The organism is Inquilinus limosus (assembly GCF_002195995.1).
GTDB lineage: Bacteria > Pseudomonadota > Alphaproteobacteria > DSM-16000 > Inquilinaceae > Inquilinus > Inquilinus limosus_C.
Map to the genome: position 1 here is coordinate 1 of NZ_NHON01000065.1, position 19,516 is coordinate 19,516.

Here is a 19,516-nt window from a genome sequence, read left to right on the forward strand (position 1 = left end):
GACCCCTCCCCCTRCCCCCCTCCCGCAAGGGGAGGGGGGACTAAGAAGGGCCGGGGCTGGATCTGAGGAGGTGCCTTTCGCGAGATCACGGCAGCCGCCTCCGCCGGCCATGGGCCAGCAGCCAGACGAAGATCGGGCCGCCGATCGCGGCGGTCAGGACGCCGAGCGGGATCTCGATCTCGGCGGCGGAGCGGGCCAGCGTGTCGATCGCCAGCATGAAGGCGGCGCCCAGCAGGATCGCCGCCGGCAGCAGCCGGTCGAAGCGCGGGCCCACCAGCAGCCGCGCCATATGCGGCACCATCAGCCCGACCCAGCCGATGACGCCGGAGATGGCGACCACGGCGGAGGTGACCAGCGTCGCGGCCACGATCACCAGCAGGCGCAGCCGCGGCACGTCGACGCCCAGCGCCCGCGCCTCGTCATCGCCGAGCGACAGCACGCCGATGCGCCAGCGCAGCAGGATCAGGGGCACCAGCCCGACCAGCACGGCCGGCAGCACCGCCATCACATCGTCGACCTTCACCCCGGCCAGGCTGCCGAGCAGCCAGAAGGTGATCGCCGGCAGCTGGTCGTAGGGGTCGGCCAGCACCTTGACCAGGGAGATGGCGGCCCCGGCCAGGGCGCCGACCACGATCCCGGCCAGGACCAGCACCAGCACGTCGCCACCGCCCCGCAGCGTGCGGGCCAGGGCGCCGACCGCGGCCACGGTGACCAGCCCGCCGCCGAAGCCGAGCAGCTGGATCGCCGCCACCGGCAGGCCGAGCAGGATGCCCAGCACCGCGCCGAAGCCGGCCCCGGTGGAGACGCCGAGGATGTCGGGCGACACCAGCGGGTTGCGGAACAGGCTCTGATAGGCGGCGCCGGCGGCGGAGAGCGCGGCGCCGACCAGCATCGCCGCCAGCACCCGCGGCAGGCGGATGCGGAACAGCACCGTCTCCACCGTCGGGTCGATGGCGCCGCCGAACAGCCGACGCCAGAGCGCGGCCAGCACCTCCTGCGGCGGGATGCGGTAGGGGCCGATGCCGGCGGCGACCAGCACCGTCGCCACAAGAAGCACAACCAGGATCAGGAGAACCGTCGCCGTCCGCACCGATCCGGCCTCACACCGACGAGCCTGCGATCGGACTCACCCCATCCAGAGAGAAACCCGTCATTGCGAGGAGGCGAAGCCGACGAAGCAATCCATGCCTCCGCTCTTGCTGCCCGATGGATTGCTTCGCTGCGCTCGCAATGACGGTGCTTTCATGGGCCGGCCGATCTCAGCCGCCAAGCAGGCGGTCCAGGTCGGCATCGCTCAGCTCGACCTGGTAGAACAGGCGGTAGAAGCCGCGGACCTGGTCGCTCAAGGTCCCCGGCGCCTGCTCCGGATACAGCGTGTGCAGCAGCCAGGTCAGGCCGATCAGCCGGTTGACCGAGGGCGGGAAGTCGACGAAGCCGAAGGGCTGGCCCGGCGACAGGAAGACGCGCCCGGCCTTGATCGCCGGCACCGGCTGCCAGTCCGGATTCGTGGCGACGCTTTCGGCGAAGCGGCGGTCGAGCGCGATGATGGTGTCCGGCGCCCAGGCGATCACCTGCTCGCGCGAGGCGGTGACCAGGCCGCCCTTGTCGCGCAGGCCCTCGACCACGTTGACGGCGCCGACCCGCTCCAGGATCTCGGTGGTGATCGACCCGCGCGAGCCGCTCTCCAGCCCCTCCGGGCCGCGGGCGAGATAGACCCGCGGGCGCTTGTCGGCCGGCACCTTGGCCAGGACGGCGTCGACCTGGGCGAAGATCGCCTCCGCCGCCTTGGCCAGCGCCTCGCCCCGCTCCGGCACGCCGAGGATGCCGGCCAGCAGGCGCAGCGCCGCCGGGGTGTTGGGGAAGCTGCCGTCGATCAGCAGATACGGGATGCCGGTCTGCTGCTGCACCCGGTCGGCCAGCGATCTGTAGGTGTCGCTGATGGTGCCGAAATCGACGATCAAATCGGGCTTGGCCGCCAGCAGCTGCTCCAGATTGACGGTGTCGCCGCGGCCGGTCAGGCGGCCCGTCTCCGGCAGGTCGCGCACGGCGGGAAGCAGGAACGGCTTGTCCTCCGGCCGCGGCGCCCGCACCCAGCCGGTCATGGTCTGCGGCGCCAGCATATAGACGAGGATCGAGGCCGGCGGGCCGGCGGCGAAGACCCGCTGCACATGGTCCGGGATGTCGACCTGGCGGCCGGCGGAATCGGTGACGGTGCGGGCCCAGGCCGGCCCGGCGAGCAGGGCGACAGCAGCGATCAGGGCGGCCAGGACGCCACGGCGGCGGAGCATGGTCAGGGATCTCCCACGTCGGAATCGCCGGGCGTCGGCGGCGCGAGCGGCGTGAAGGCGCAGCGGTCGGGCTTGATGTCGATCAGCGGCGTGCCGTCGAGGCAATCGAGCCCCCGCACCAGCAGGGTCGACCCCTCGATGCCGAGCAGCGTGACCATCGCGGTGCCGATCGGGTTGGGCCGCACCGGCGAGCGCAGCGAGAAGGTGCCGCGGGTGGTGCCGTCGTTCTTGGGGCTCTGCCGCACCAGGTCGCGGCGCGACTTGTGCAGCCAGTACAGGATCTCGAGCGTGCCGAACCCGGCGACGCCGTCCAGCGCCTGGTCCCAGGGCGCGAACACCTCGATCCGGCAGGTCGGGCCGTCCTGGCGGCCCTGGCGCGGACAGTCCATGCGCGAGGTCCAGGGGGTATGGATGCGGCCGATGAAGACGAGGCCGGCGTCGGCGGCCTCGGGCCATTCGACGGCGCGCTCGGCCGCCCGGATCTCGTCCTCGCGCACCATGCGGGATCCCCTGTCTTCAGCCTGTCGTCCCGTCTCGTTGTATAAGCCCATATACGGCGCCCGGCGAGGGGCTTGATGCCGCGGGACGGCCGTGCTCATCCGCCGCCCAAGGGATCGGGCCGGTCCCGGCTAGGCGACGCAGATGCCGGGCACCGCGACCTTCTGGAACAGGTGCGGGGAGGCGACGGCCGAAGCCGGATAAGCCGAGAGCTTGGCCCTGAACTCCGGATGCGCGAAGGCAGCGCGGAAATGGGCGGTCGATTCCCAGACGGCATAGTTCAGATAGGCCGGGCTGTCGCCGACCGCGCGGTGCAGCTGGGTCGAGATGAAACCCGGCTGGCGCTTCATGATCTCCGCATCCGCCTGCCAGGCGCGGAGGAAGGTCTGCTCATCCGCCTTGTCGAGCGTGAAGACGTTGACCAGCACGACGGGAGAGGCGTCGACGGCGATCTGGCGGTCGATCGGGAAGGCGGGGTCGAGGGGGCGCATCTGCGTCATCGCCGGCTCCATCCAGTTTGAGTGCATGATGTCGATTTGGTACAATAGATACATAATAGATTGACATCATGATGTCAATATGGAGCAATGGGACATATGCACGAGACCCGACGGACCCCGGCCGGGGCCGCCCTGACCGGCCTGTTCATGGACCTGTTCCGGCTGCACAGCCTCGTGCTCGCCGCGGGCGACCGGCTGGTCGCCCGCCTCGGCCTGACGAGCGCCCGCTGGCAGGTGCTCGGCACCATCGTTGCGGCGGATCGGCCGCAGCCGGTCGCGTGGCTGGCGCGCGACATGGGCGCCAACCGCCAGAACATTCAGCGCATCGTCAACGATCTGGAGAAGGAGGGGCTCATCGCGTTCCAGCCCAACCCGCATCACCGGCGGGCGCAGCTCGTCGTGCTGACGGACAAGGGAAGGCAGGCGTTCGACACCGCCATGAGCCTGCAGGCGCCGTGGGTCGACCGGCTCTCGGAAGGGCTTCGGGTCGAGGACATCGCGACGACGCACCGCATCATGACGGCGCTGCGCCGGACGCTGGAAGAGGATGGAGAGGCCGGGGATCGGGCCTGATCGCTGCGGCGCGATGGCCGTCGCCCGGACGCGGGCGCCCTGTCCGCGCGCTCAGGCCAGCTTCCGCTCGCGCCGGATGATATCGTAGGCGGCGTTGATGCGGGCCATCTTGTCGGTGGCGACCGCGATGAAATCGGCCGGCATGCCGCGGGCGATCAGCCGGTCCGGGTGGTGCTCGCGGATCAGCCGGCGGTAGGCCGCCTTCAGGCTCTCATCGTCGATCTGCCGCTCCACCCCCAGCACGCCATAGGGGTCGACATCGCAGCCGGCGCACTCCTCGGCGCAGAGCCGGTGGAAATCGGCCGTCGCCAGGCCGAACAGCCCGGCCACGGCGCGCAGATAGTCGAGCTCCGCCGGCTTCACATCGCCATCGGCCTTGGCGATGGTGAACAGGCACTGCAGCAGCTCCTCCAGCACCTCCGGCCGGTCCTTGAACATGCCGGCAAGCTGCCGGGCATAGGGCTCGAACCCGGCGGAATCGCGGCGCGCCAGGTTGAACAGGCGCTCGACATTCGGCTCTTCCTCGGGCGGCACGCGGAACACCCGGCGGAAGGCCGACACCTCCTCCGCCGTCACCGTGCCGTCAGCCTTGGCCATCTTGGCGCCCAGCGCGATCACGCCGATGGTGAAGGCGATGTGCTGGGTGGCGTCGCCATCCGCCGGCGGCTGGTCGCGATACCAGTCGACGGCATGGCCGGCCACGGCGCCGAGCAGCGCCCCGATCGGGCCGCCCATGGCCAGGCCCGCAGCCGCGCCGACGATCTTGCCCCAGATGCTCATCCCTCGTTCCGCTTCACTCGCACGCCGCCCCTTGCCGCCATGATAGCAGTTCGCGCGGCGGAACGGATGGGTTGCGATGACGCGGTCGACCGCTGGGCGGCTCAGCTCGCCTCCGCCGGGTTGCGCAGATAGTAGCGCCGGGTCGGGAACACCGCCTTGATCGTCGCGAAGTCCGCCGAGCCGATCTCGCCGGGGCCGGCCGGCAGGCGCGCCGCCGCCTCGTCCAGCCGCTCGATCCGGTCGCGGGTGCCGGGATGGGTGGAGAACAGCGAGGTGGTCTTGTCCTCGCCCGGCGGCACCAGCGAATCCAGCGTCCTGAACACCGCCGAGGCCTGGCGCGGATCGTAGCCGGTGGCGCGGAACACGGTCAGGATGTAGGCGTCGGCCTCGCGCTCATGGTCGCGCGAATAGCCGGAGGTGATCAGCTCGGACATCGCCGGGGCCAGCTGGTCGAGCCCCTGGCTGGTCAGGTCGTGCAGGCCGGATGCCTTGGCGTCGATCTCGCGCTGCGCCACGTCCTTGAAGAACGCCACCAGCTTGTCGGTGGATCCCTTGCTCTCCAGCTCGGCGATCTGGTGGCTCAGCTCGGCATGGCCCATCTCATGCGCGATCACGGCCGCCAGCTCGGACTCGCTGGCGACGTAGCGCAGCATGCCCTTGTTGATGCCGAGCTTGCCGCCGGGCAGCGCCCAGGCATTGGGGCTGTTGTCGTCCAGCACCGTGATCTCCCACCGGAACGGCCGCTTCGACACCCGGAACAGCGGCTGGGCGAAGCTGCGCACCGCCGACTGGATCCGGGCATTGCCATAGGCCCCGCCGGACTGGGCGACCAGGCGCGGATACAGCCCCTCGCCCAGCGCCGTCTCGTCGACCGGCGCGCTTTCGCCATGGGACCCGAGCAGCTTGCTGAACGTGTTCGCCGCCCCCATCGGGTCGTTGGCGTAGTCCTGCGCGGTCTGGCAGCCGGCGAGCGCCAGCGCGGCGAGGCTGATGCCGGCCCCGGCGAGGAAGCCGCGGCGCGGCAGGGTGATCGTCGTCAATTTGCCCCTCTCATTTCGTGGTCAGGCTGTGGCTTCGGTCCCAATCGGCGGGCGGCGGCGCCGCGGCATAGGCCTCGGCCCGGTCGCGGTACAGCGCGGCCACCGGATCCGCCGCCGCCAGCGCCGCGAACCGTTCGGCCGCCTCGGCGAAGCGGCGGCGGTAGTAGAGGGCCAGCGCGGCGTGGAACCGCCGCACGCCCTCGGCCGCTTCCGGCGGCAGGTCGCCGGCGGTGCCCAGCGCCTCATAGACACGGACCGGCCGGGCCTTGCCCTTGACCACCAGGTGGTCGAGCCGGCGCATCAGGTAGCGGCGCGGCAGCTGGCGGTAGGTCAGCTCGCCCACCATCAGCCGGGTGCCGTAGGCCTTGTTGGCGCCCTCCAGCCGGGCGGCCAGGTTCACCGCGTCGCCCAGCACGGTGTAGTTGAGGCGGGTCGGCGACCCGACATTGCCGACCACGGCCCAGCCGGAATTGATCCCGGCCCGCAGGCCCAGCGGCGGCAGCCCCTGCCCCTCCACCAGGCCGCGATTGTAGTCGTCGAGCGCGGCGAAGGCGTCCAGCCCGGCCGCGACCGCATGCTCGGCGGCGTGCGGGTCGGGCAGCGGCGCGCCCCACACCGCCATCACCGCGTCGCCGATGAACTTGTCGACATAGCCGCCATGGCGCTCGATCGCGTCGGCGACCTTGGCCAGCAGGCCGTTCACCACCGCCACCAGCCGCTCCGGCTCGTGCTGCAGCCGCTCGCTCATGCTGGTGAAGCCGGCAATGTCGTAGAAGGCCACGGTCACCGGCCGGATCTCGCCGCGCAGGTGCAGCGCCTCGGAATTCTCGGCCAGCTGCTCGACCAGCGCCGGGGCGAGATAGTGGCGGAAGGCGTGGACCACCCGCCGCCGCGTCCGGTCCTCGACCGTGAAGCGGTAGACATAGATCGCGGTGTAGGTCAGGGCGAAGGCCGGCAGCAGCGGCATCAGGGGCAGGACCACGCCGGCGCCGAGCGCCAGGAGCGAGGCGAGGACGGCGATCGCCGCGGCGCCCAGCAGCGCCAGCAGCCCCCACAGCGGCGCCAGCGCGAACAGCACGGCGCCGAGCCCGGCCGCGGCCGCCCCCACCGCGAGGCCGGCCACCGGGGGCGGCAGCAGCTGCGGCGCGCGGCCGAGGGCGAGGGTCAGCGCCGCGATGGCGTGGATCTGCGTGCCCGGCGTGGTGCGGCGGCCGATGGTGGACAGGGGTTGCCCGGGCGCCGGCATGCAGCGCGCCGCGGGCTCGTGGTCGGCCACCTCCTCCAGCACCCGGCGCGGCGTGGTGTGCCGGTCCTCGACATCGAGCACGCCGCCGATGATGACGATGCGGCCGGCGAATTCGCGGCGGAAGAAATCGACCTGGCCGGACCTGGCGCAGGCGGCCAGGTCGGCGAATTCGTAGACCGGCACGTCCCGCGGCCCGATGGTGAAGTCGATCAGCGGCTCGCCCTGCGGCACCGCCGTGCCGGCGCGGGACACCAGCTCGGTCGCGAAGGACGGGGTCTCGCCCGCGCCACCCTGCAGCGGCAGATGGGTGGGATAGAGGCGGACCACGTCATCCTGGTCGCGGACCAGGTTGAGCGGGCGCAGATTGGCGTCGCCGCCGACCGCGATCACCTGGCCCCGGTCCGGCCGCACCGCCAGGTCGCCGGACTGGGCATAGCCCAGCACCGCCTTGCCGGCGGGCCCGAGCGCCGCCAGGGCCTGCTTCAGCGGCCGGTCGTAGTTGGGCTTGAGGTCCGGCAGGTCGAGCGTGGTCGGGTAGACCTGGTCGAGGCCGATCACGGCCGCCCCGCCCTGGGCCAGCGCGGCCAGCACGAATCCGAGCTCCGGCGTCCAGGCCACCTTCGGGCGGTTCTGCAGCGGCGGGGTGCGGTAGGTCTCCTCCCGGATCGCCACCACCGCCACCGGCAGGCGGTCGGGCAGCGCCCGGCGGGTCCAGCCGAGCGGCTGGTCGAGCCACAGCAGCGCGTCGATGCCCAGCCGCTGCAGGAAGGCGGCGCCGGGCAGCATCATCCCGCTGCCCAGGACCAGGCCGATCCCGAGCGCCACGGCTAGGCGGCGGAGCCTTCGCATCATCCGGGTGGGAGGGAAGCCGCGGGCCGCGCGTCAGCGCAGCACGACCGTGCCGCCCGCCCCCTTGGCGCCGGGGTCGATCGAGAACACCGCGGACCGGCCGCCCGCCTCGACCCGGTAGGGCACGCCGGTCTGCAGCTTCGGCGCGTTGCCCGGATAGCGGAAGCCGCTGCCGCCCGCGCCCTCCCACACCGTCTGCGGCGTCGGCGCGTCCAGCATCACGATGCGGACCGCGCCGTCGGCGCCCGAGAATTGCGGCCGGGCGGAGGACACGGTGGTCTCGGCCCAGACGCTCTGGCTGAACGGGCTGTCCGGCCGGCGGCCCTCCGCCCCGACCAGCCGGTCGACCCCCGCCCCGGCCTCGGCCGAGCGGGCATTGACCGCGACCTGGGTGCGGCCGCAGGCGGCGCCGCTGGTCTGGACCTGGCCGCCGGCGACGCGGCTGGAGCCGGATCCCACGGTGACGATGCCGCCGCGGATGGTCTCGACCGTGCAGCCGTCGCCATAGGCCAGAACAAGCCGGCCGCTGCGGCCGAGATCGATGGTCTGTCCGGGATAGACGCTGTCGGTGACCTCGACCCCCGCATCCGGGGCGCCGCTGATCGCCGTCACCTGCGCCGCCGGCTCACCACCGGGAGCGCGGGTGTCGGAGCGGCCGGAACCGGGACTGGTGACCGCGGGCAGGAGATCCTGGAGCAGCCCCTCGAACTGGGCGGACGCCGTTGTCGGAACCAGGACAACCGCCAGAATCACGGCGGCAAACCATGTTGAAATAAACTTGTTCATATGCGGCCACCCCGACCCGAAAATTTCGGCGAATGCTGGTCTGTCGCCGACGGGAAGTCAAATGCCGCGCCTTTGTGTCGGCTTGACGGCGGCCGCGCCACGGGATTGCGGCGGCGGGGCGCCGGCGGCGCATTCTTGCCGCGCGAACGGAGGAGGCTTAAGGTCGATGGGCCTTTATGTCTGACCTTTAAGCGGATCATGGCCGTCACCCTCTCTCCCCGCCCCGCCCTCGACGACCGTGCCGTCGCCGCCCTGCGCGCCCTGCTGGGCGACCGCTTCTCCACCGCCGCCGCGGTGCGCGAGCAGCACGGGCGGGAGGAGACCTGGCACCCGACCATGCCGCCGGACGCGGTCGCCTTCCCGCATTCGACCGAGGAGGTCGCGGCGGTGATGCGGATCTGCGCCGCGCACGAGGTCCCGGTCGTGCCTTACGGCACCGGCACCTCGCTGGAGGGCGGCATCGCCGCGCTGCGCGGCGGCGTCACGGTCGACCTGTCGCAGATGAACCGGGTGACGCGGGTCTCGGCCGAGGATCTCGACTGCACGGTCGAGGCCGGGGTGACGCGCAAGCAGCTGAACGAGCATCTGCGCGACACCGGCCTGTTCTTCCCGATCGACCCCGGCGCCGATGCCAGCCTGGGCGGCATGGCGGCGACCCGCGCCTCCGGCACCAACGCGGTGCGCTACGGCACCATGCGCGACAACGTGCTGGGGCTGACCGTGGTGCTGGCCGACGGCCGCATCATCCGCACCGGCGGCCGGGCCCGCAAATCCTCCGCCGGCTACGACCTGACCCGGCTGTTCGTCGGCTCGGAGGGCACGCTGGGCCTGATCACCGAGGTGACGCTGAAGCTGTACGGCATCCCGGAGGCGATCTCCTCGGCCGTCTGCGCCTTCCCGACCGTGGCCGACGCGGTGAACACGGTGATCGCCACCATCCAGCTCGGCATCCCGGTGGCGCGGATCGAACTGCTGGACGAGGTGCAGATCGGCGCCAGCAACGCCTATTCGAAGCTCGACCTCGAGGTGGCGCCGACGCTGTTCTTCGAGTTTCACGGCACCGAGGCCGGGGTGGCCGAGCAGGCCGAGACGGCCAAGGCGCTGGCGCAGGAGAATGGCGGCGGCGACTTCCGCTGGGCGACCAAGCCGGAGGATCGCAACCGGCTGTGGGAGGCGCGGCACAAGGCCTATTACGCCGGCATCGCGCTGCGCCCGGGCTGCCGCGGCATGCCGACCGATGTCTGCGTGCCGATCAGCCGCCTGGCCGACTGCCTGGTCGAGACCAAGGCCGATATCGAGGCGAGCGGGCTGGTGGCGCCGATCGTCGGCCATGTCGGCGACGGCAATTTCCACACCTGCATGATCCTGAACCCCGACGACCATGAGGAGATCGCCCGGGCCGAGGCCTTCCATGACCGGCTGGTGATGCGGGCCCTGGCGATGGGCGGCACCTGCACCGGCGAGCACGGCGTCGGCTACGGCAAGATCCGCTTCCTGGAGCAGGAGCACGGCGACGGCGTGGCGGTGATGCAGACGCTGAAGCGGGCGCTCGACCCCGCCGGCCTCCTCAACCCCGGCAAGGTGCTGCCGGGGAATTGACTCAGAGCCCGTTCGAGAATGCGCTGGCGTGAGTCGGCTGGCGGTGGTTTCGAGAACCGGAGCGCAGCGGACGTTAAAGTCCGTGAGCACCGGAAGCGCAGAAACCGCCGTCAGACGGCCGCGCCAGTAGCGTTATCGAATGGGCTCTATCCGAACAGGGCCCAGAGCAGCACGATGACCGCGGCCACGGCGATCACCGCCACCACCGGGGCGTTGCGCTTCGGTTGCGGCGCGGCGGCCTCGTGGCTGGGCGCGCCGCTGGTCACGCCCGCCGGATAGGCCGGGGGATCGCTGGCCGGGAACGACTCCTCGATCGCCTCGTCGACCTTGTCGTCCGGCGCCGGTTCGGCCTGGCGCGGCTCGGCAGCAGACATCGTGGCCTCCCTTGTCGCCTTCCCTCTCAACGGAGAGTGCGGTGCCGAGTTCCCCCCGGCCCCGCCAGCCCGTATCATGGCACAATCATGCCCAGGCTGCGCATCCGCATCGACTTCGACCCCGCCGGCCCGGACCGGCAGCTCGGCCCCGGCAAGATCGGGCTGCTCGAGCACATCGCCGAGACCGGCTCGATCTCCGCCGCCGGGCGGGCGATGGGCATGTCCTATCGCCGCGCCTGGCTGCTGATCGACAGCCTGAACGGCTGCTTCCGCGAGAAGGTGATCGAGACCCGACATGGCGGCCCGCAGGGCGGCGGCGCGGCGCTGACCCCCTTCGGGCATTGGCTGGTCGAGCAGTACCGCGCCATCGAGCAGGAGACGGCGGCCAGCGTGGCGCGGCGGCTGGCCGGGCTGCAGACGGCGACCGCGACGCCGGGCGAGGCCGAACCGGCGGAGATCAAGGACTAGCCGGGTTCAGCCGGGTGGCCGGTGCGGGCGGCAGGGCGCTGTCCGGCGACCGGCCGAGCTCTTCGGCCGGCGGCCGCTCTCCATCGGGATTGCGGGACGCGAAGGCCGCGCCAACCACCATCCCGACCGAGGGGCCGATGACGGCCCAGAGGATGAGGGCGATGATCACGGCCGCTCCTCCATCCGTCCGCACTGCACGCAGGATCTCATCCGCGGCGAGGAATACCCGCCCGCATGGCCAGACGCCCTGTTCCAGCAGGGCCCGTCGCGGCCGAGCGAATCGAGGGACATCACGGCCCCCGGGCCGCCGGGGAGGGTTCCACGCATCGGACCGGGATGCTCCCAGGACGGCAGAGCCTCCTCCTCCTCGTCCTCCCACCAGGCGACGGCGACCGCCCCGGCGATGAAGGCCAGGACCGGCCCGAGGGCGGCCCAGACGATCAGGCAATCCATCATCGCCGGCGCTCCCCCGCGGTGACGGCCGGTATCCGCCGGCGGACGGCCGGGAGGCGGGCTCGCAGATACACCCCGAGCCACGGCAGCATCGTCAGGATCGGCTGCAGCATCGCTCTCTCCTCAGAACAGGCCGGACAGCCGGAGCAGGGACAGGCTCGCCAGCCGGTCGATGGCGATGTCGATCAGCAGCAGCCCGGCGCCGGTCATCAGCGCGATCGCGAAGGCGGTGACCACGATGTGGCGGATCACCCGGCGGCCGGCCCTGTCCCGCAGATCGGCGCCGGGTTGCGGCTCCGGCATGATCGGCGGCAGGGCCTTTCGGGTCACGGTCGGCTCCAGGGTTCGCATGGAGGCTCCTATTTTGTGGGAAATTCTCCCACGATCAATCTGTGGGATTTATGCCCGCGTCAAATGAAATCTCCGTTTCGTGGGTATTTTTCCCACACACTGCCGTGCTACAGTCCGCCCGCACCGATGGATCCTGCCCGAGAATGCCCTCCTCCCTGCCCCCACCGCCCCAGGCCCTGCTGAAGCCGCTGGCGCGCCTGCTGCGGCCGCTGGTCCGGCTGCTGATCCGCAGCGGCGTGACCTTTCCGGTCCTGGCCGACCTGCTGCGCGGCCTGTATGTCGACGTCGCGGCGCGCGACCTGCTGGCCGACCCCAAGGCCCAGACCGACAGCCGCATCAGCCTGCTGACCGGCGTGCACCGGAAGGAGATCCGCCGGCTGCGCACCGAGGCCCCGGCCGCGGACGGGATCCCGGAGGTGGTGACGCTGGGCAGCCAGATCATCGCCCGCTGGCTGGCCGCGCCGCCCTATGCCGATGCGGGCAGCCGCCCGCGTCCGCTGCCGCGCGCGGCCCGGGATGCGGGCGAGGCCTCGTTCGAGGGGCTGGTCGAATCGGTCACCAAGGATGTGCGGGCGCGGGCGGTGCTGGACGACTGGCTGGGCCAGGGCATCGTGTCGCTGGACCGGGAGGACCGCGTGCATCTGAGCCAGGCCGCCTTCATCCCGCGGCCGGGCGGGGAGGAGCAGCTGTTCTACTTCGCCCGCAACCTGCACGACCACATCGCCGCAGCGGCCGCCAATGTGGCGACCGCCGGCCCGGCGCCGTTCCTGGACCGCAGCATGCATTACGACCGGCTGCGGCCGGAGACGGTGGCGCAGCTGGAGGCGACGGCGCGGGAGGCGGCGCAGCAGCTGCTGACTGACGTCAACCGCATCGCCCTGACGATGGCCGAGGCGGACGACAAGGCTGCGGCCGAGGGCGAGCCCGTCCTGCCGCTGCGCCGGATCAACCTGGGTGTCTACGTGTATGTCGCGGATGATCCGATCGACGAGGAGACGGCGCCGTGACGAGCCGTATGCGACTCCTGGCGCTTGCCTGCCTGGCCGCCTGCTCTCCCGCCGGGACGGAGAACCGTCCGGCCGCCCCACCTCCGGCGACGACGGCCGCGGCGGTCGCCGACCGGGGCATCGGCGGCACCGGCATCTCGCCGGTCGAGGACCGCGGCATGGGCGGCACCGGCATCGTCGGCGTCATCACCGGCTTCGGCAGCATCTGGGTGAACGGCATCGAGGTCGAGTTCGCCCCGGCGACGCCGGTGCGGGTCGACGGTGGGACCGCCGCCAGCGGCGCCCTGCGCGTCGGCCAGGTCGCGGTGATCACGGCGACCGGCAGCGGCTCGCGCCTCGACGCCCGCAGCATCACCCTGCGCCACGAAGTCTCCGGCCCGGTCGAGGCGGTCGAGTCGAACGGAACCGTGCTGCGCGTCGCCGGGCAGCGCGTCACCTTCGCCGGCCAGGTCTGGGGCGACGCCGCGGCGCCGAGGGCGGGGGACTGGGTCGAGGTCAGCGGCCTGCCCGGCCCGGACGGCGGCATCGTCGCCACCCGGATCGACCGGCGCCAGCCCGGCCGCGTCACCGTGCACGGGCCGCTGTCCGGCACCGCAGGCGCGCCGCGCATCGGCACTCTGGCGCTGCGGCCGGGGACGCGCCTGGGCGCCGACATCGGCCAGCCGGTGACGGTGACCGGCCGCTATGCGGATGGCGTGCTGACGCCCGACTCCGTATCCCGCGACGCGGTGGCGGCCGACCCGTCCGGCTGGTTCGGCCGGTCGGTGTCCCGGCTGGTGATCGAATCCTACGCCAGCGCGGGCCAGGGCGGGCTGCGCTGGGGCCATGGCCTGAGCGCCCCGGTCGCGGCCACCTTCGGCGCCCTTGGCGCCCAGCCGCAGCGCACGATCATCGAGTTCTCGCGGCAGCCGGACGGCGCGCTGGAGGCGATCGGCCAGCGCAGCACCGTCGGCCGCACCGGCGCCGTGCCGGAGGCGCCGCACGGGATCGGCCTGGACCGGCCGGGCGGCCTTGGCCCGGCGGGCGGGCCCGGTCCGGGCGGCGGCCTCGGGGGCCCCGGCGACCGCAGTGATGCCGGCGGGCCGCGCGGCACTCCGGATGGGCGCAACCCGCCCGGTCTCGACCCGTCATCGGCGAATGCCGGCGCGCCGCGCATGGGCTCGGACTGGGGCGGCCGGCGGCCGGGATCGATGCGGAGCGGGTTCAGCCCCTGCGGCTTCGGCGATGCCTGCGGCGCGGGAATGTTCGGGCGTGATCGGCACGGCCGCCCGCCCTTCGGCTGACGGCGTCAGCCCCGCGCCGCCTCGCGCCCGATCAGCTTCAGCCGCAGCCATTTCGACAGGGTGTCGATCAGCGCGACAACGGCCAGCACCAGGATCAGGATGAAGGCGACCTGGTCCCAGGCCAGGATCTTGATGCGCTCGGAGATCTGCAGCCCGATGCCGCCGGCGCCGACGATGCCGAGGATGGTGGCCGAGCGGGTGTTGGATTCGAAGAAGTACAGCGCCTGCGACAGGAACAGCGGGATCGCCTGCGGCAGCACGCCGAAGCGCAGCACCGCCAGGGTCGAGGCGCCGGTCGAGCGCACGCCCTCGATCTGCTTCTTCTCCGCCGTCTCGATCGCCTCGGCATAGAGCTTGGAGAGCGAGCCGATGTCGGAGACGCAGATGGCCAGGATGCCGGCCAGCGGCCCGAGGCCCACGGCGCGCACGAACACCAGCGCCCAGATCAGCTGGTCGACGCCGCGCAGCCCGTCGAACAGCCGGCGGAAGCCGAAGCGCAGGAATCCGATCGGCACGATGTTGCGGGCGCCGAGGAAGCCGAGCGGGATGGCGACCAGCGAGGCGATCAGCGTGCCGATGAAGGCCATGGCCACGGTCTGGCCCAGCGCGGTGAAGATCTCGCCATACTGCCAGTCGGCCATGCCGTGCCAGGACACCATCTGCGCGGCGATGACGAACAGCCCGTTCGGGCTGACCAGCCCCTCATAGAGCCGGGCCGGCGAGAAATCGAAGGTCCAGAGCAGGTAGCCGAGATAGGCGGCGGCCAGGGCCAGCAGCGCGTTGCGCAGCAGCCTTTCGCCCCAGGACCGGCCGAAGGCGCGCGGCAGGGCGGCACGGGCATGGTCGACGTCGATCGGGCGGATCCGGGCGAAGCGGGCTCCCATCAATGCGCCTCCCGCGGCAGGAAGAATGAGCGCAGCCGCTCGGAGCCGAGGTCGATCAGCGTCACCGCCGCGACGATCATCAGCACCAGCGCGCTCAGCTCCTCGTAATAGTTGAAGCTGACGATGTAGTAGAGTTCCTGCCCGATGCCGCCGGCGCCGACGAAGCCCAGCACCGAGGCCGAGCGGATGTTGATCTCCAGCCGCAGCAGCCCGTAGGACAGGAAGCTCGGCAGCACCTGCGGCAGCACGCCGAAGCGCATGATCTGGACCCAGGTGCCGCCGGCGGCGCGGATGCCCTCGAGCGGCTTGTCGTCCACCGCCTCGTTGACCTCGGAGAACAGCTTGCCGAGCGCGCCGGTGGTGTGCACGGCCATGGCCAGGATGCCGGCCAGCGGCCCGACGCCATAGGCCCAGACGAAGCACAGCGCGTAGACGATGTCCGGCACGCTGCGGCAGATCTCGAGGAAGCGGCGGCTGAGATGGTAGACCAGATGGCTGCGCACCAGGTTGCGCGAGGCCGGGAAGCTGAGCAGCAGCGCTGCGGCGGCGCCCAGCACGGTGCCCAGGATCGCCATCTGCGCCGTCTGCCACAGCAGCACCAGATAGCTGCCGGCGCGGTAGTACCAGTAGGCGACCGACCCCTTGGTCTTGCTGTCGGAAATCAGCTCGCCCCAATGCAGCGTCGGCAGGGTGCGTTCGAAATACTCGCCGATCCGCGGCACGCCCGCGGCCAGCTTGGACGGGTAGAACTCGCCGATATATCCGCCGGCGACGATTGCGGCGACGAACAGCACAAGGCCGATCAGCGTGGCGCGGCGCCGCTGGCGCAGCAGCGCCCGGCGCCCGGCCTCGAAGGCCGCGACCGGGTCGGCGGGACGGGTTTCGGACAGGAGGGTCATCGCACTTTCAGAATTCCCGACACCGTCATTGCGAGCGCAGCGAAGCAATCCAGGGCCGCACGAGCGGAAGCATGGATTGCTTCGTCGCTTCGCTCCTCGCAATGACGGTTGAGGGGTTCAGGCCGAAGCCGGATCAGCTGCGGCGCTGGGTGGCCTCGGTCTCGCGCATCTTGATGATGCCTTCGAAGAAGTCGTGCTTGACCGGGGCGTAGCCCGAGCCGGCGCCCTTCTCGACCGCCTCGTAGATGTCCGGATGCTCGGTCGGCAGCTTCGACAGGAAGTCCAGCATGTCCTTGCGGAACGCCTCCGGCAGGGCGGTGCGGGTCGCCCACGGGCCGTTCGGGATCAGGGTCGACTGCCAGACAATGCGCAGGTCCTTCATGTCGAGCATCTTCTTGTCGACCATGCTGCGCAGCGCGCCGCGGCTGTAGCCCTGGGCCGGGTCGCCCTGGCCGGAGATCCAGGTCACGCCGGCGTCGTACTGGCCCTTCATCACAGCGACCACGCCCTGCTCATGCCCGCCGGAGAAGGCGGTCGAGCCGAAGAAGGCGGCCGGGTCGTAGCCCTGGTCCTTGAGCTGGAAGTTCGGGATCAGGTAGCCCGAGGTCGAGTTCGGGTCGGCGAAGGCCAGCGACTTGCCCTTCAGGTCCTCGAGCTTCTGGTACGGGCTGCTCGACTTGACGAAGAGCACCGAGTAGTAGCCGGTCGAGCCGTCGTCTTCCTTCGGCACCACCAGCGGCTCGACGCATTTGCAGTCCAGCCACAGGCCGGCATAGCCGGAGGCACCGAACTCGGCGAGGTCGAGCTGGCCCGCGGCCATGCCCTGCATGACGCCGGCGTAGTCGGTGGCCGGGAACAGCTTCACCTCGACGTTGAAGGTGGTCTCGAGCAGCTTCTGGAAGCCGTCGTAGCGAGCCAGCCGGTCGGCGTCGTTCTCGCCGCCGAGGATGCCGATGCGGATGACCGGAACGTCCTTCTTCCAGCTCGGATCCGCCGCCAGGGCGGTGCCGGCCAGGCCGGCGAGGGCGACGGCAGCCGTGGCCGCCGCGAGGATGGTGCGCCGCATGAACATGGGTCTTCCCCTTTGCTGAACACTTGGTTCGGACGTCCGGCGCCGTGCCGGAAGCCGTCGGTTGGAGCTCAGACCGGAACCAGCTCGCGCTCGCCGGTCCGGGGCTCGATCGCGGTCGAGGTGATGCGCTCGTCCAGGGCCTCGCGCATGCCGTCGACACCGTAGATCCGCTCGACCACCTCCATGGTCAGCGCCTCGGGCGTGCCGTCGAAGACGACGCGGCCCTTGGCCATGCCGACCACCCGGTCGCAGTAGTGCCGGGCGGTGTCGAGCGTGTGCAGGTTGACGAGGACGGTGATGCCGTCCTCGCGGTTGATGGACCGCAGCGCGTCCATCACGATCTTGGCGTTGCGCGGGTCGAGCGAGGCGATCGGCTCGTCCGCCAGCAGCACCTCGGGCTCCTGCAGCAAAGCGCGGGCGATGGCGACGCGCTGCTGCTGGCCGCCGGACAGGGTGTCGGCGCGCTGCAGGGCGGCGTGCGCCATGTCGAGCCGGTCCAGCGCCTGGATGGCGAAGGCGCGCTCGCGCTCGCCGAACTGCTTGAACAGCGACGGCAGCGTCCAGTGCTGCGAGATGCGGCCGAGCAGCACATTGGTCAGCACGTCGAGGCGGGTGACCAGGTTGAACTGCTGGAAGATCATGGCGCAGCGGGCGCGCCAGTCCCGCAGGGCCTTGCCCTTCAGCCGGGTGACGTCGACGCCGTCGAACAGGATGCGGCCGCCGGTCGGGTCGGCCAGCCGGTTGACCAGGCGCAGCATGGTCGACTTGCCGGCGCCGGAGCGGCCGATCACACCGACCATCTGGCCGGGGGCGATCGTCAGGCTGACGTCGTCGACCGCGTTCACGGCGCGGAAGCTCTTGGTCAGTCCTTCGATCACGAGTTCGGCCATCAGGCACGCTCCGGTCAGGTCCGGGGCGCATGACGGGACGTCATGGCCGCTCGGCGTGAACGGCCTAACAGAGCCGGGTTACAGTCGCGTGATCCTCGGATGTCGTTTCGATGAACGCCCGGGCACCGGCGGCACCGCATCGCCCGGGTTGACGTTCTCTCTCAAAGCGGCTTCTTTGCGCGCCAAGGCAGCAAATCATCATACGATTTGAGGGAGTAGAACGCGTTGCCAGAGTCCCGCCCGCAGACGATCTCCAAGATCACCTGGCGGCTGATGCCATTCCTCGGCCTGCTCTATCTGATCGCCTATATCGACCGTCAGAACGTCAGCTATGCCAAGCTGCAGATGGTCGGCGATCTCGGCCTCAGCGAAGCCGCCTACGGCCTCGGCGCCTCGCTGTTCTTCATCGGCTATTTCATCTTCGAGGTGCCGTCGAACGTGATCCTGGCCCGGGTCGGCGCCCGACGCTGGCTGGCCCGGATCATCTTCTCCTGGGGCCTGGTCACCATCGCGCTGGCCTTCACCCAGAACGCGACGATGTTCTACATCCTGCGCTTCCTCTTGGGCGCGGCCGAGGCCGGCTTCTTCCCCGGCGTGCTGTTCGCGCTGACGCTGTGGTTCCCGCAGATGTATCGCGGCCGCATGGTCGGGCTGTTCATGGCCTGGAGCGCCCTGGCCAATGCGGTCGGGTCCACCGTCGGCGGCGTGCTGCTGGACATGGACGGCTTGATGGGCCTGCGCGGCTGGGAATGGGTCTTCATCGCCACCGGCATCCCGGCGGTGCTGATGGGCATCGTCACCTTCTTCTTCCTGCCTGACCGGCCGGAGACGGCGACCTTCCTGGACGCCGGCGAGAAGAAGTGGCTGCATGACGTGCTGGAGCGCGAGAACGCCCAGGGCAAGACCCAGCACGGCAGCCCCTTCGCGGCGCTGCTGGACCGCCGGGTGCAGCTGCTGGCGCTGTTCTACGTCGCCTTCCCGCTCGGCGCCTACGGGCTGAGCTACTGGCTGCCGACCGTGGTGAAGGGCTTCGGCGTCTCGAACACGGCCAACGGCCTGCTCAACATCATCCCCTGGGCCTGCGTCGCCCTGGCGTTGTGGTGGATCCCGCGCAACGCCGCCCGCACCGGCGACCAGACCTGGCACATCGTGATCCCGGCGCTGATCGCGGCCGTGTGCCTGGCGCTGAGCGTGGTGGTGCCGGGCAACGCCTTCAAGTTCGCGCTGCTCTGCATCGCCGCCGCGGGCATCTTCGCGCCGCAGCCGGTGTTCTGGTCGCTGCCGCCGAGCTTCCTGAGCGGGGCCACGGCCGCCGCCGGCATCGCCGCGATCAACTCGGTCGGCAATCTCGGCGGCTTCATCGCCCAGAACGCGGTGCCCTGGATCGGCGACGTCACCGGCAGCCAGCTGGCGCCGATGTGGTTCCTGGCCGCCTGCATGGTGCTGGGCGCGCTGATGACCTTCGTGGTCCAGGCCGCGCTGCGCCGCTATCAGCCACCGGCGCCCGGCCGGATGAGCGCGGCGGAGTAGCGACAGGTAGCACACGTCCTCAGGGCCGGAGCCGCCCCCTCACCCGAAATCGCTGCGCGATTTCGACCTCTCCCCAAGGAGAGGTATCGGGGGCCGGCTCCATTTTCCCTCTCCTCGGGGAGAGGGAGGGGCCCGTCGCGTCGGCG

At 71.2% G+C, this 19,516-nt stretch carries 22 protein-coding genes; 6 read left to right on the forward strand and 16 right to left on the reverse strand.

Annotation, left to right across the window (positions count from 1 at the left end):
• Positions 1–85 precede the first annotated feature (85 nt).
• From BWR60_RS25810 to BWR60_RS25825, 4 genes are all read right to left on the reverse strand, one after another.
• Positions 86–1,090: a FecCD family ABC transporter permease gene (locus tag BWR60_RS25810; RefSeq protein WP_088154374.1), complete on the reverse strand. Its 1,005-nt coding sequence runs from the start codon at positions 1,088–1,090 to the stop codon at positions 86–88.
• A gap of 169 nt (positions 1,091–1,259) precedes the next feature.
• Positions 1,260–2,288, reverse strand: a complete 1,029-nt coding sequence (locus BWR60_RS25815; protein ID WP_088154376.1) for an iron ABC transporter substrate-binding protein — start codon at positions 2,286–2,288, stop codon at positions 1,260–1,262.
• A 2-nt stretch (positions 2,289–2,290) separates the two neighbouring features.
• The gene (tsaA, locus tag BWR60_RS25820; RefSeq protein ID WP_088154378.1) at positions 2,291–2,788 is read right to left on the reverse strand and encodes a tRNA (N6-threonylcarbamoyladenosine(37)-N6)-methyltransferase TrmO; all 498 of its coding nucleotides are present in this window, start codon (positions 2,786–2,788) and stop codon (positions 2,291–2,293) included.
• A 129-nt stretch (positions 2,789–2,917) separates the two neighbouring features.
• Positions 2,918–3,286, reverse strand: coding sequence for an antibiotic biosynthesis monooxygenase family protein (locus tag BWR60_RS25825; protein ID WP_088154441.1), 369 nt, complete (start codon positions 3,284–3,286; stop codon positions 2,918–2,920).
• A 96-nt stretch (positions 3,287–3,382) separates the two neighbouring features.
• Here BWR60_RS25825 and BWR60_RS25830 point away from each other — a divergent pair, with 96 nt between their 5' ends.
• Entirely contained in the window at positions 3,383–3,859 is a 477-nt protein-coding gene (locus BWR60_RS25830; RefSeq protein WP_088154380.1) for a MarR family winged helix-turn-helix transcriptional regulator, read from the forward strand.
• Positions 3,860–3,910: 51 nt separating this feature from the next.
• Here the strand turns inward: BWR60_RS25830 and BWR60_RS25835 are convergent, their stop codons facing one another.
• From BWR60_RS25835 to BWR60_RS25850, 4 genes are all read right to left on the reverse strand, one after another.
• The gene (locus tag BWR60_RS25835; RefSeq protein ID WP_088154382.1) at positions 3,911–4,639 is read right to left on the reverse strand and encodes a TerB family tellurite resistance protein; all 729 of its coding nucleotides are present in this window, start codon (positions 4,637–4,639) and stop codon (positions 3,911–3,913) included.
• 101 nt (positions 4,640–4,740) lie between these two features.
• Positions 4,741–5,679 (reverse strand): M48 family metallopeptidase, encoded by a 939-nt coding sequence (locus BWR60_RS25840; RefSeq protein ID WP_088154384.1) that lies wholly within the window; start codon positions 5,677–5,679, stop codon positions 4,741–4,743.
• Between the two features lie 10 nt (positions 5,680–5,689).
• On the reverse strand, positions 5,690–7,750 hold the full coding sequence (locus BWR60_RS25845; protein ID WP_218823682.1) for an adenylate/guanylate cyclase domain-containing protein: 2,061 nt from the start codon (positions 7,748–7,750) through the stop codon (positions 5,690–5,692).
• A 57-nt stretch (positions 7,751–7,807) separates the two neighbouring features.
• Positions 7,808–8,386: a hypothetical protein gene (locus BWR60_RS25850; RefSeq protein ID WP_088154387.1), complete on the reverse strand. Its 579-nt coding sequence runs from the start codon at positions 8,384–8,386 to the stop codon at positions 7,808–7,810.
• 372 nt (positions 8,387–8,758) lie between these two features.
• Between BWR60_RS25850 and BWR60_RS25855 the strand changes: the two genes are divergently transcribed.
• Positions 8,759–10,159 (forward strand): FAD-binding oxidoreductase, encoded by a 1,401-nt coding sequence (locus tag BWR60_RS25855; protein WP_088154389.1) that lies wholly within the window; start codon positions 8,759–8,761, stop codon positions 10,157–10,159.
• A gap of 146 nt (positions 10,160–10,305) precedes the next feature.
• Here BWR60_RS25855 and BWR60_RS25860 read toward each other — a convergent pair whose 3' ends face one another.
• Positions 10,306–10,533: a hypothetical protein gene (locus BWR60_RS25860; protein WP_088154391.1), complete on the reverse strand. Its 228-nt coding sequence runs from the start codon at positions 10,531–10,533 to the stop codon at positions 10,306–10,308.
• An 87-nt stretch (positions 10,534–10,620) separates the two neighbouring features.
• On the opposite strand from BWR60_RS25860, the gene BWR60_RS25865 reads away from it, so the two are divergent.
• Positions 10,621–11,001 (forward strand): winged helix-turn-helix domain-containing protein, encoded by a 381-nt coding sequence (locus BWR60_RS25865; protein WP_088154393.1) that lies wholly within the window; start codon positions 10,621–10,623, stop codon positions 10,999–11,001.
• Here BWR60_RS25865 and BWR60_RS25870 read toward each other — a convergent pair.
• The 3 genes from BWR60_RS25870 to BWR60_RS25880 all read right to left on the reverse strand — a co-directional run bounded on the left by BWR60_RS25870 (position 10,991) and on the right by BWR60_RS25880 (position 11,805).
• On the reverse strand, positions 10,991–11,170 hold the full coding sequence (locus tag BWR60_RS25870; protein WP_088154395.1) for a hypothetical protein: 180 nt from the start codon (positions 11,168–11,170) through the stop codon (positions 10,991–10,993). The two genes, BWR60_RS25865 and BWR60_RS25870, sit on opposite strands and share 11 nt — an antisense overlap.
• Positions 11,167–11,457, reverse strand: a complete 291-nt coding sequence (locus tag BWR60_RS25875) for a hypothetical protein (protein WP_088154397.1) — start codon at positions 11,455–11,457, stop codon at positions 11,167–11,169. Before BWR60_RS25875 ends, BWR60_RS25870 begins: the two co-directional genes overlap by 4 nt.
• A gap of 120 nt (positions 11,458–11,577) precedes the next feature.
• Positions 11,578–11,805: a hypothetical protein gene (locus BWR60_RS25880; protein ID WP_088154399.1), complete on the reverse strand. Its 228-nt coding sequence runs from the start codon at positions 11,803–11,805 to the stop codon at positions 11,578–11,580.
• Positions 11,806–11,948: 143 nt separating this feature from the next.
• Between BWR60_RS25880 and BWR60_RS25885 the strand changes: the two genes are divergently transcribed.
• Both BWR60_RS25885 and BWR60_RS25890 read left to right on the forward strand, forming a co-directional pair.
• A complete protein-coding gene (locus tag BWR60_RS25885; protein ID WP_088154401.1) occupies positions 11,949–12,812 on the forward strand; it encodes a DUF6502 family protein in 864 nt (287 codons plus the stop codon).
• Positions 12,809–14,095 (forward strand): DUF5666 domain-containing protein, encoded by a 1,287-nt coding sequence (locus tag BWR60_RS25890; protein ID WP_144445759.1) that lies wholly within the window; start codon positions 12,809–12,811, stop codon positions 14,093–14,095. The genes BWR60_RS25885 and BWR60_RS25890 overlap by 4 nt, the downstream gene beginning before the upstream one ends.
• Before the next feature lie 5 nt (positions 14,096–14,100).
• Here BWR60_RS25890 and phnE (BWR60_RS25895) read toward each other — a convergent pair whose 3' ends face one another.
• From phnE (BWR60_RS25895) to phnC, 4 genes are all read right to left on the reverse strand, one after another.
• Entirely contained in the window at positions 14,101–14,979 is an 879-nt protein-coding gene (gene phnE, locus BWR60_RS25895; RefSeq protein ID WP_088154405.1) for a phosphonate ABC transporter, permease protein PhnE, read from the reverse strand.
• The gene (gene phnE / locus BWR60_RS25900) at positions 14,979–15,878 is read right to left on the reverse strand and encodes a phosphonate ABC transporter, permease protein PhnE (RefSeq protein ID WP_088154407.1); all 900 of its coding nucleotides are present in this window, start codon (positions 15,876–15,878) and stop codon (positions 14,979–14,981) included. The genes phnE (BWR60_RS25895) and phnE (BWR60_RS25900) overlap by 1 nt, the downstream gene beginning before the upstream one ends.
• Positions 15,879–16,011: 133 nt before the next feature.
• A complete protein-coding gene (gene phnD / locus BWR60_RS25905; RefSeq protein WP_088154409.1) occupies positions 16,012–16,950 on the reverse strand; it encodes a phosphonate ABC transporter substrate-binding protein in 939 nt (312 codons plus the stop codon).
• A gap of 68 nt (positions 16,951–17,018) precedes the next feature.
• Positions 17,019–17,840, reverse strand: a complete 822-nt coding sequence (gene phnC, locus BWR60_RS25910) for a phosphonate ABC transporter ATP-binding protein (RefSeq protein ID WP_088154411.1) — start codon at positions 17,838–17,840, stop codon at positions 17,019–17,021.
• Positions 17,841–18,065: 225 nt separating this feature from the next.
• On the opposite strand from phnC, the gene BWR60_RS25915 reads away from it, so the two are divergent.
• Positions 18,066–19,370 (forward strand): MFS transporter, encoded by a 1,305-nt coding sequence (locus BWR60_RS25915; RefSeq protein WP_230983182.1) that lies wholly within the window; start codon positions 18,066–18,068, stop codon positions 19,368–19,370.
• The last annotated feature ends 146 nt before the right edge of the window (positions 19,371–19,516 follow it).

What these genes read in the sequence shown, in the direction of transcription:
- BWR60_RS25835 (WP_088154382.1), bottom strand. Translation starts at nt 4,639, where the DNA reads ATGAGCATCTGGGGCAAGATCGTCGGCGCGGCTGCGGGCCTGGCCATG.
- tsaA (WP_088154378.1), bottom strand. Translation starts at nt 2,788, where the DNA reads ATGGTGCGCGAGGACGAGATCCGGGCGGCCGAGCGCGCCGTCGAATGG.
- BWR60_RS25815 (WP_088154376.1), bottom strand. Translation starts at nt 2,288, where the DNA reads ATGCTCCGCCGCCGTGGCGTCCTGGCCGCCCTGATCGCTGCTGTCGCC.
- BWR60_RS25875 (WP_088154397.1), bottom strand. Translation starts at nt 11,457, where the DNA reads ATGATGGATTGCCTGATCGTCTGGGCCGCCCTCGGGCCGGTCCTGGCC.
- phnE (WP_088154407.1), bottom strand. Translation starts at nt 15,878, where the DNA reads ATGACCCTCCTGTCCGAAACCCGTCCCGCCGACCCGGTCGCGGCCTTC.
- phnD (WP_088154409.1), bottom strand. Translation starts at nt 16,950, where the DNA reads ATGTTCATGCGGCGCACCATCCTCGCGGCGGCCACGGCTGCCGTCGCC.
- BWR60_RS25830 (WP_088154380.1), top strand. Translation starts at nt 3,383, where the DNA reads ATGCACGAGACCCGACGGACCCCGGCCGGGGCCGCCCTGACCGGCCTG.
- BWR60_RS25865 (WP_088154393.1), top strand. Translation starts at nt 10,621, where the DNA reads ATGCCCAGGCTGCGCATCCGCATCGACTTCGACCCCGCCGGCCCGGAC.
- BWR60_RS25825 (WP_088154441.1), bottom strand. Translation starts at nt 3,286, where the DNA reads ATGACGCAGATGCGCCCCCTCGACCCCGCCTTCCCGATCGACCGCCAG.
- BWR60_RS25860 (WP_088154391.1), bottom strand. Translation starts at nt 10,533, where the DNA reads ATGTCTGCTGCCGAGCCGCGCCAGGCCGAACCGGCGCCGGACGACAAG.
- phnE (WP_088154405.1), bottom strand. Translation starts at nt 14,979, where the DNA reads ATGGGAGCCCGCTTCGCCCGGATCCGCCCGATCGACGTCGACCATGCC.
- phnC (WP_088154411.1), bottom strand. Translation starts at nt 17,840, where the DNA reads ATGGCCGAACTCGTGATCGAAGGACTGACCAAGAGCTTCCGCGCCGTG.
- BWR60_RS25855 (WP_088154389.1), top strand. Translation starts at nt 8,759, where the DNA reads ATGGCCGTCACCCTCTCTCCCCGCCCCGCCCTCGACGACCGTGCCGTC.
- BWR60_RS25880 (WP_088154399.1), bottom strand. Translation starts at nt 11,805, where the DNA reads ATGCGAACCCTGGAGCCGACCGTGACCCGAAAGGCCCTGCCGCCGATC.
- BWR60_RS25885 (WP_088154401.1), top strand. Translation starts at nt 11,949, where the DNA reads ATGCCCTCCTCCCTGCCCCCACCGCCCCAGGCCCTGCTGAAGCCGCTG.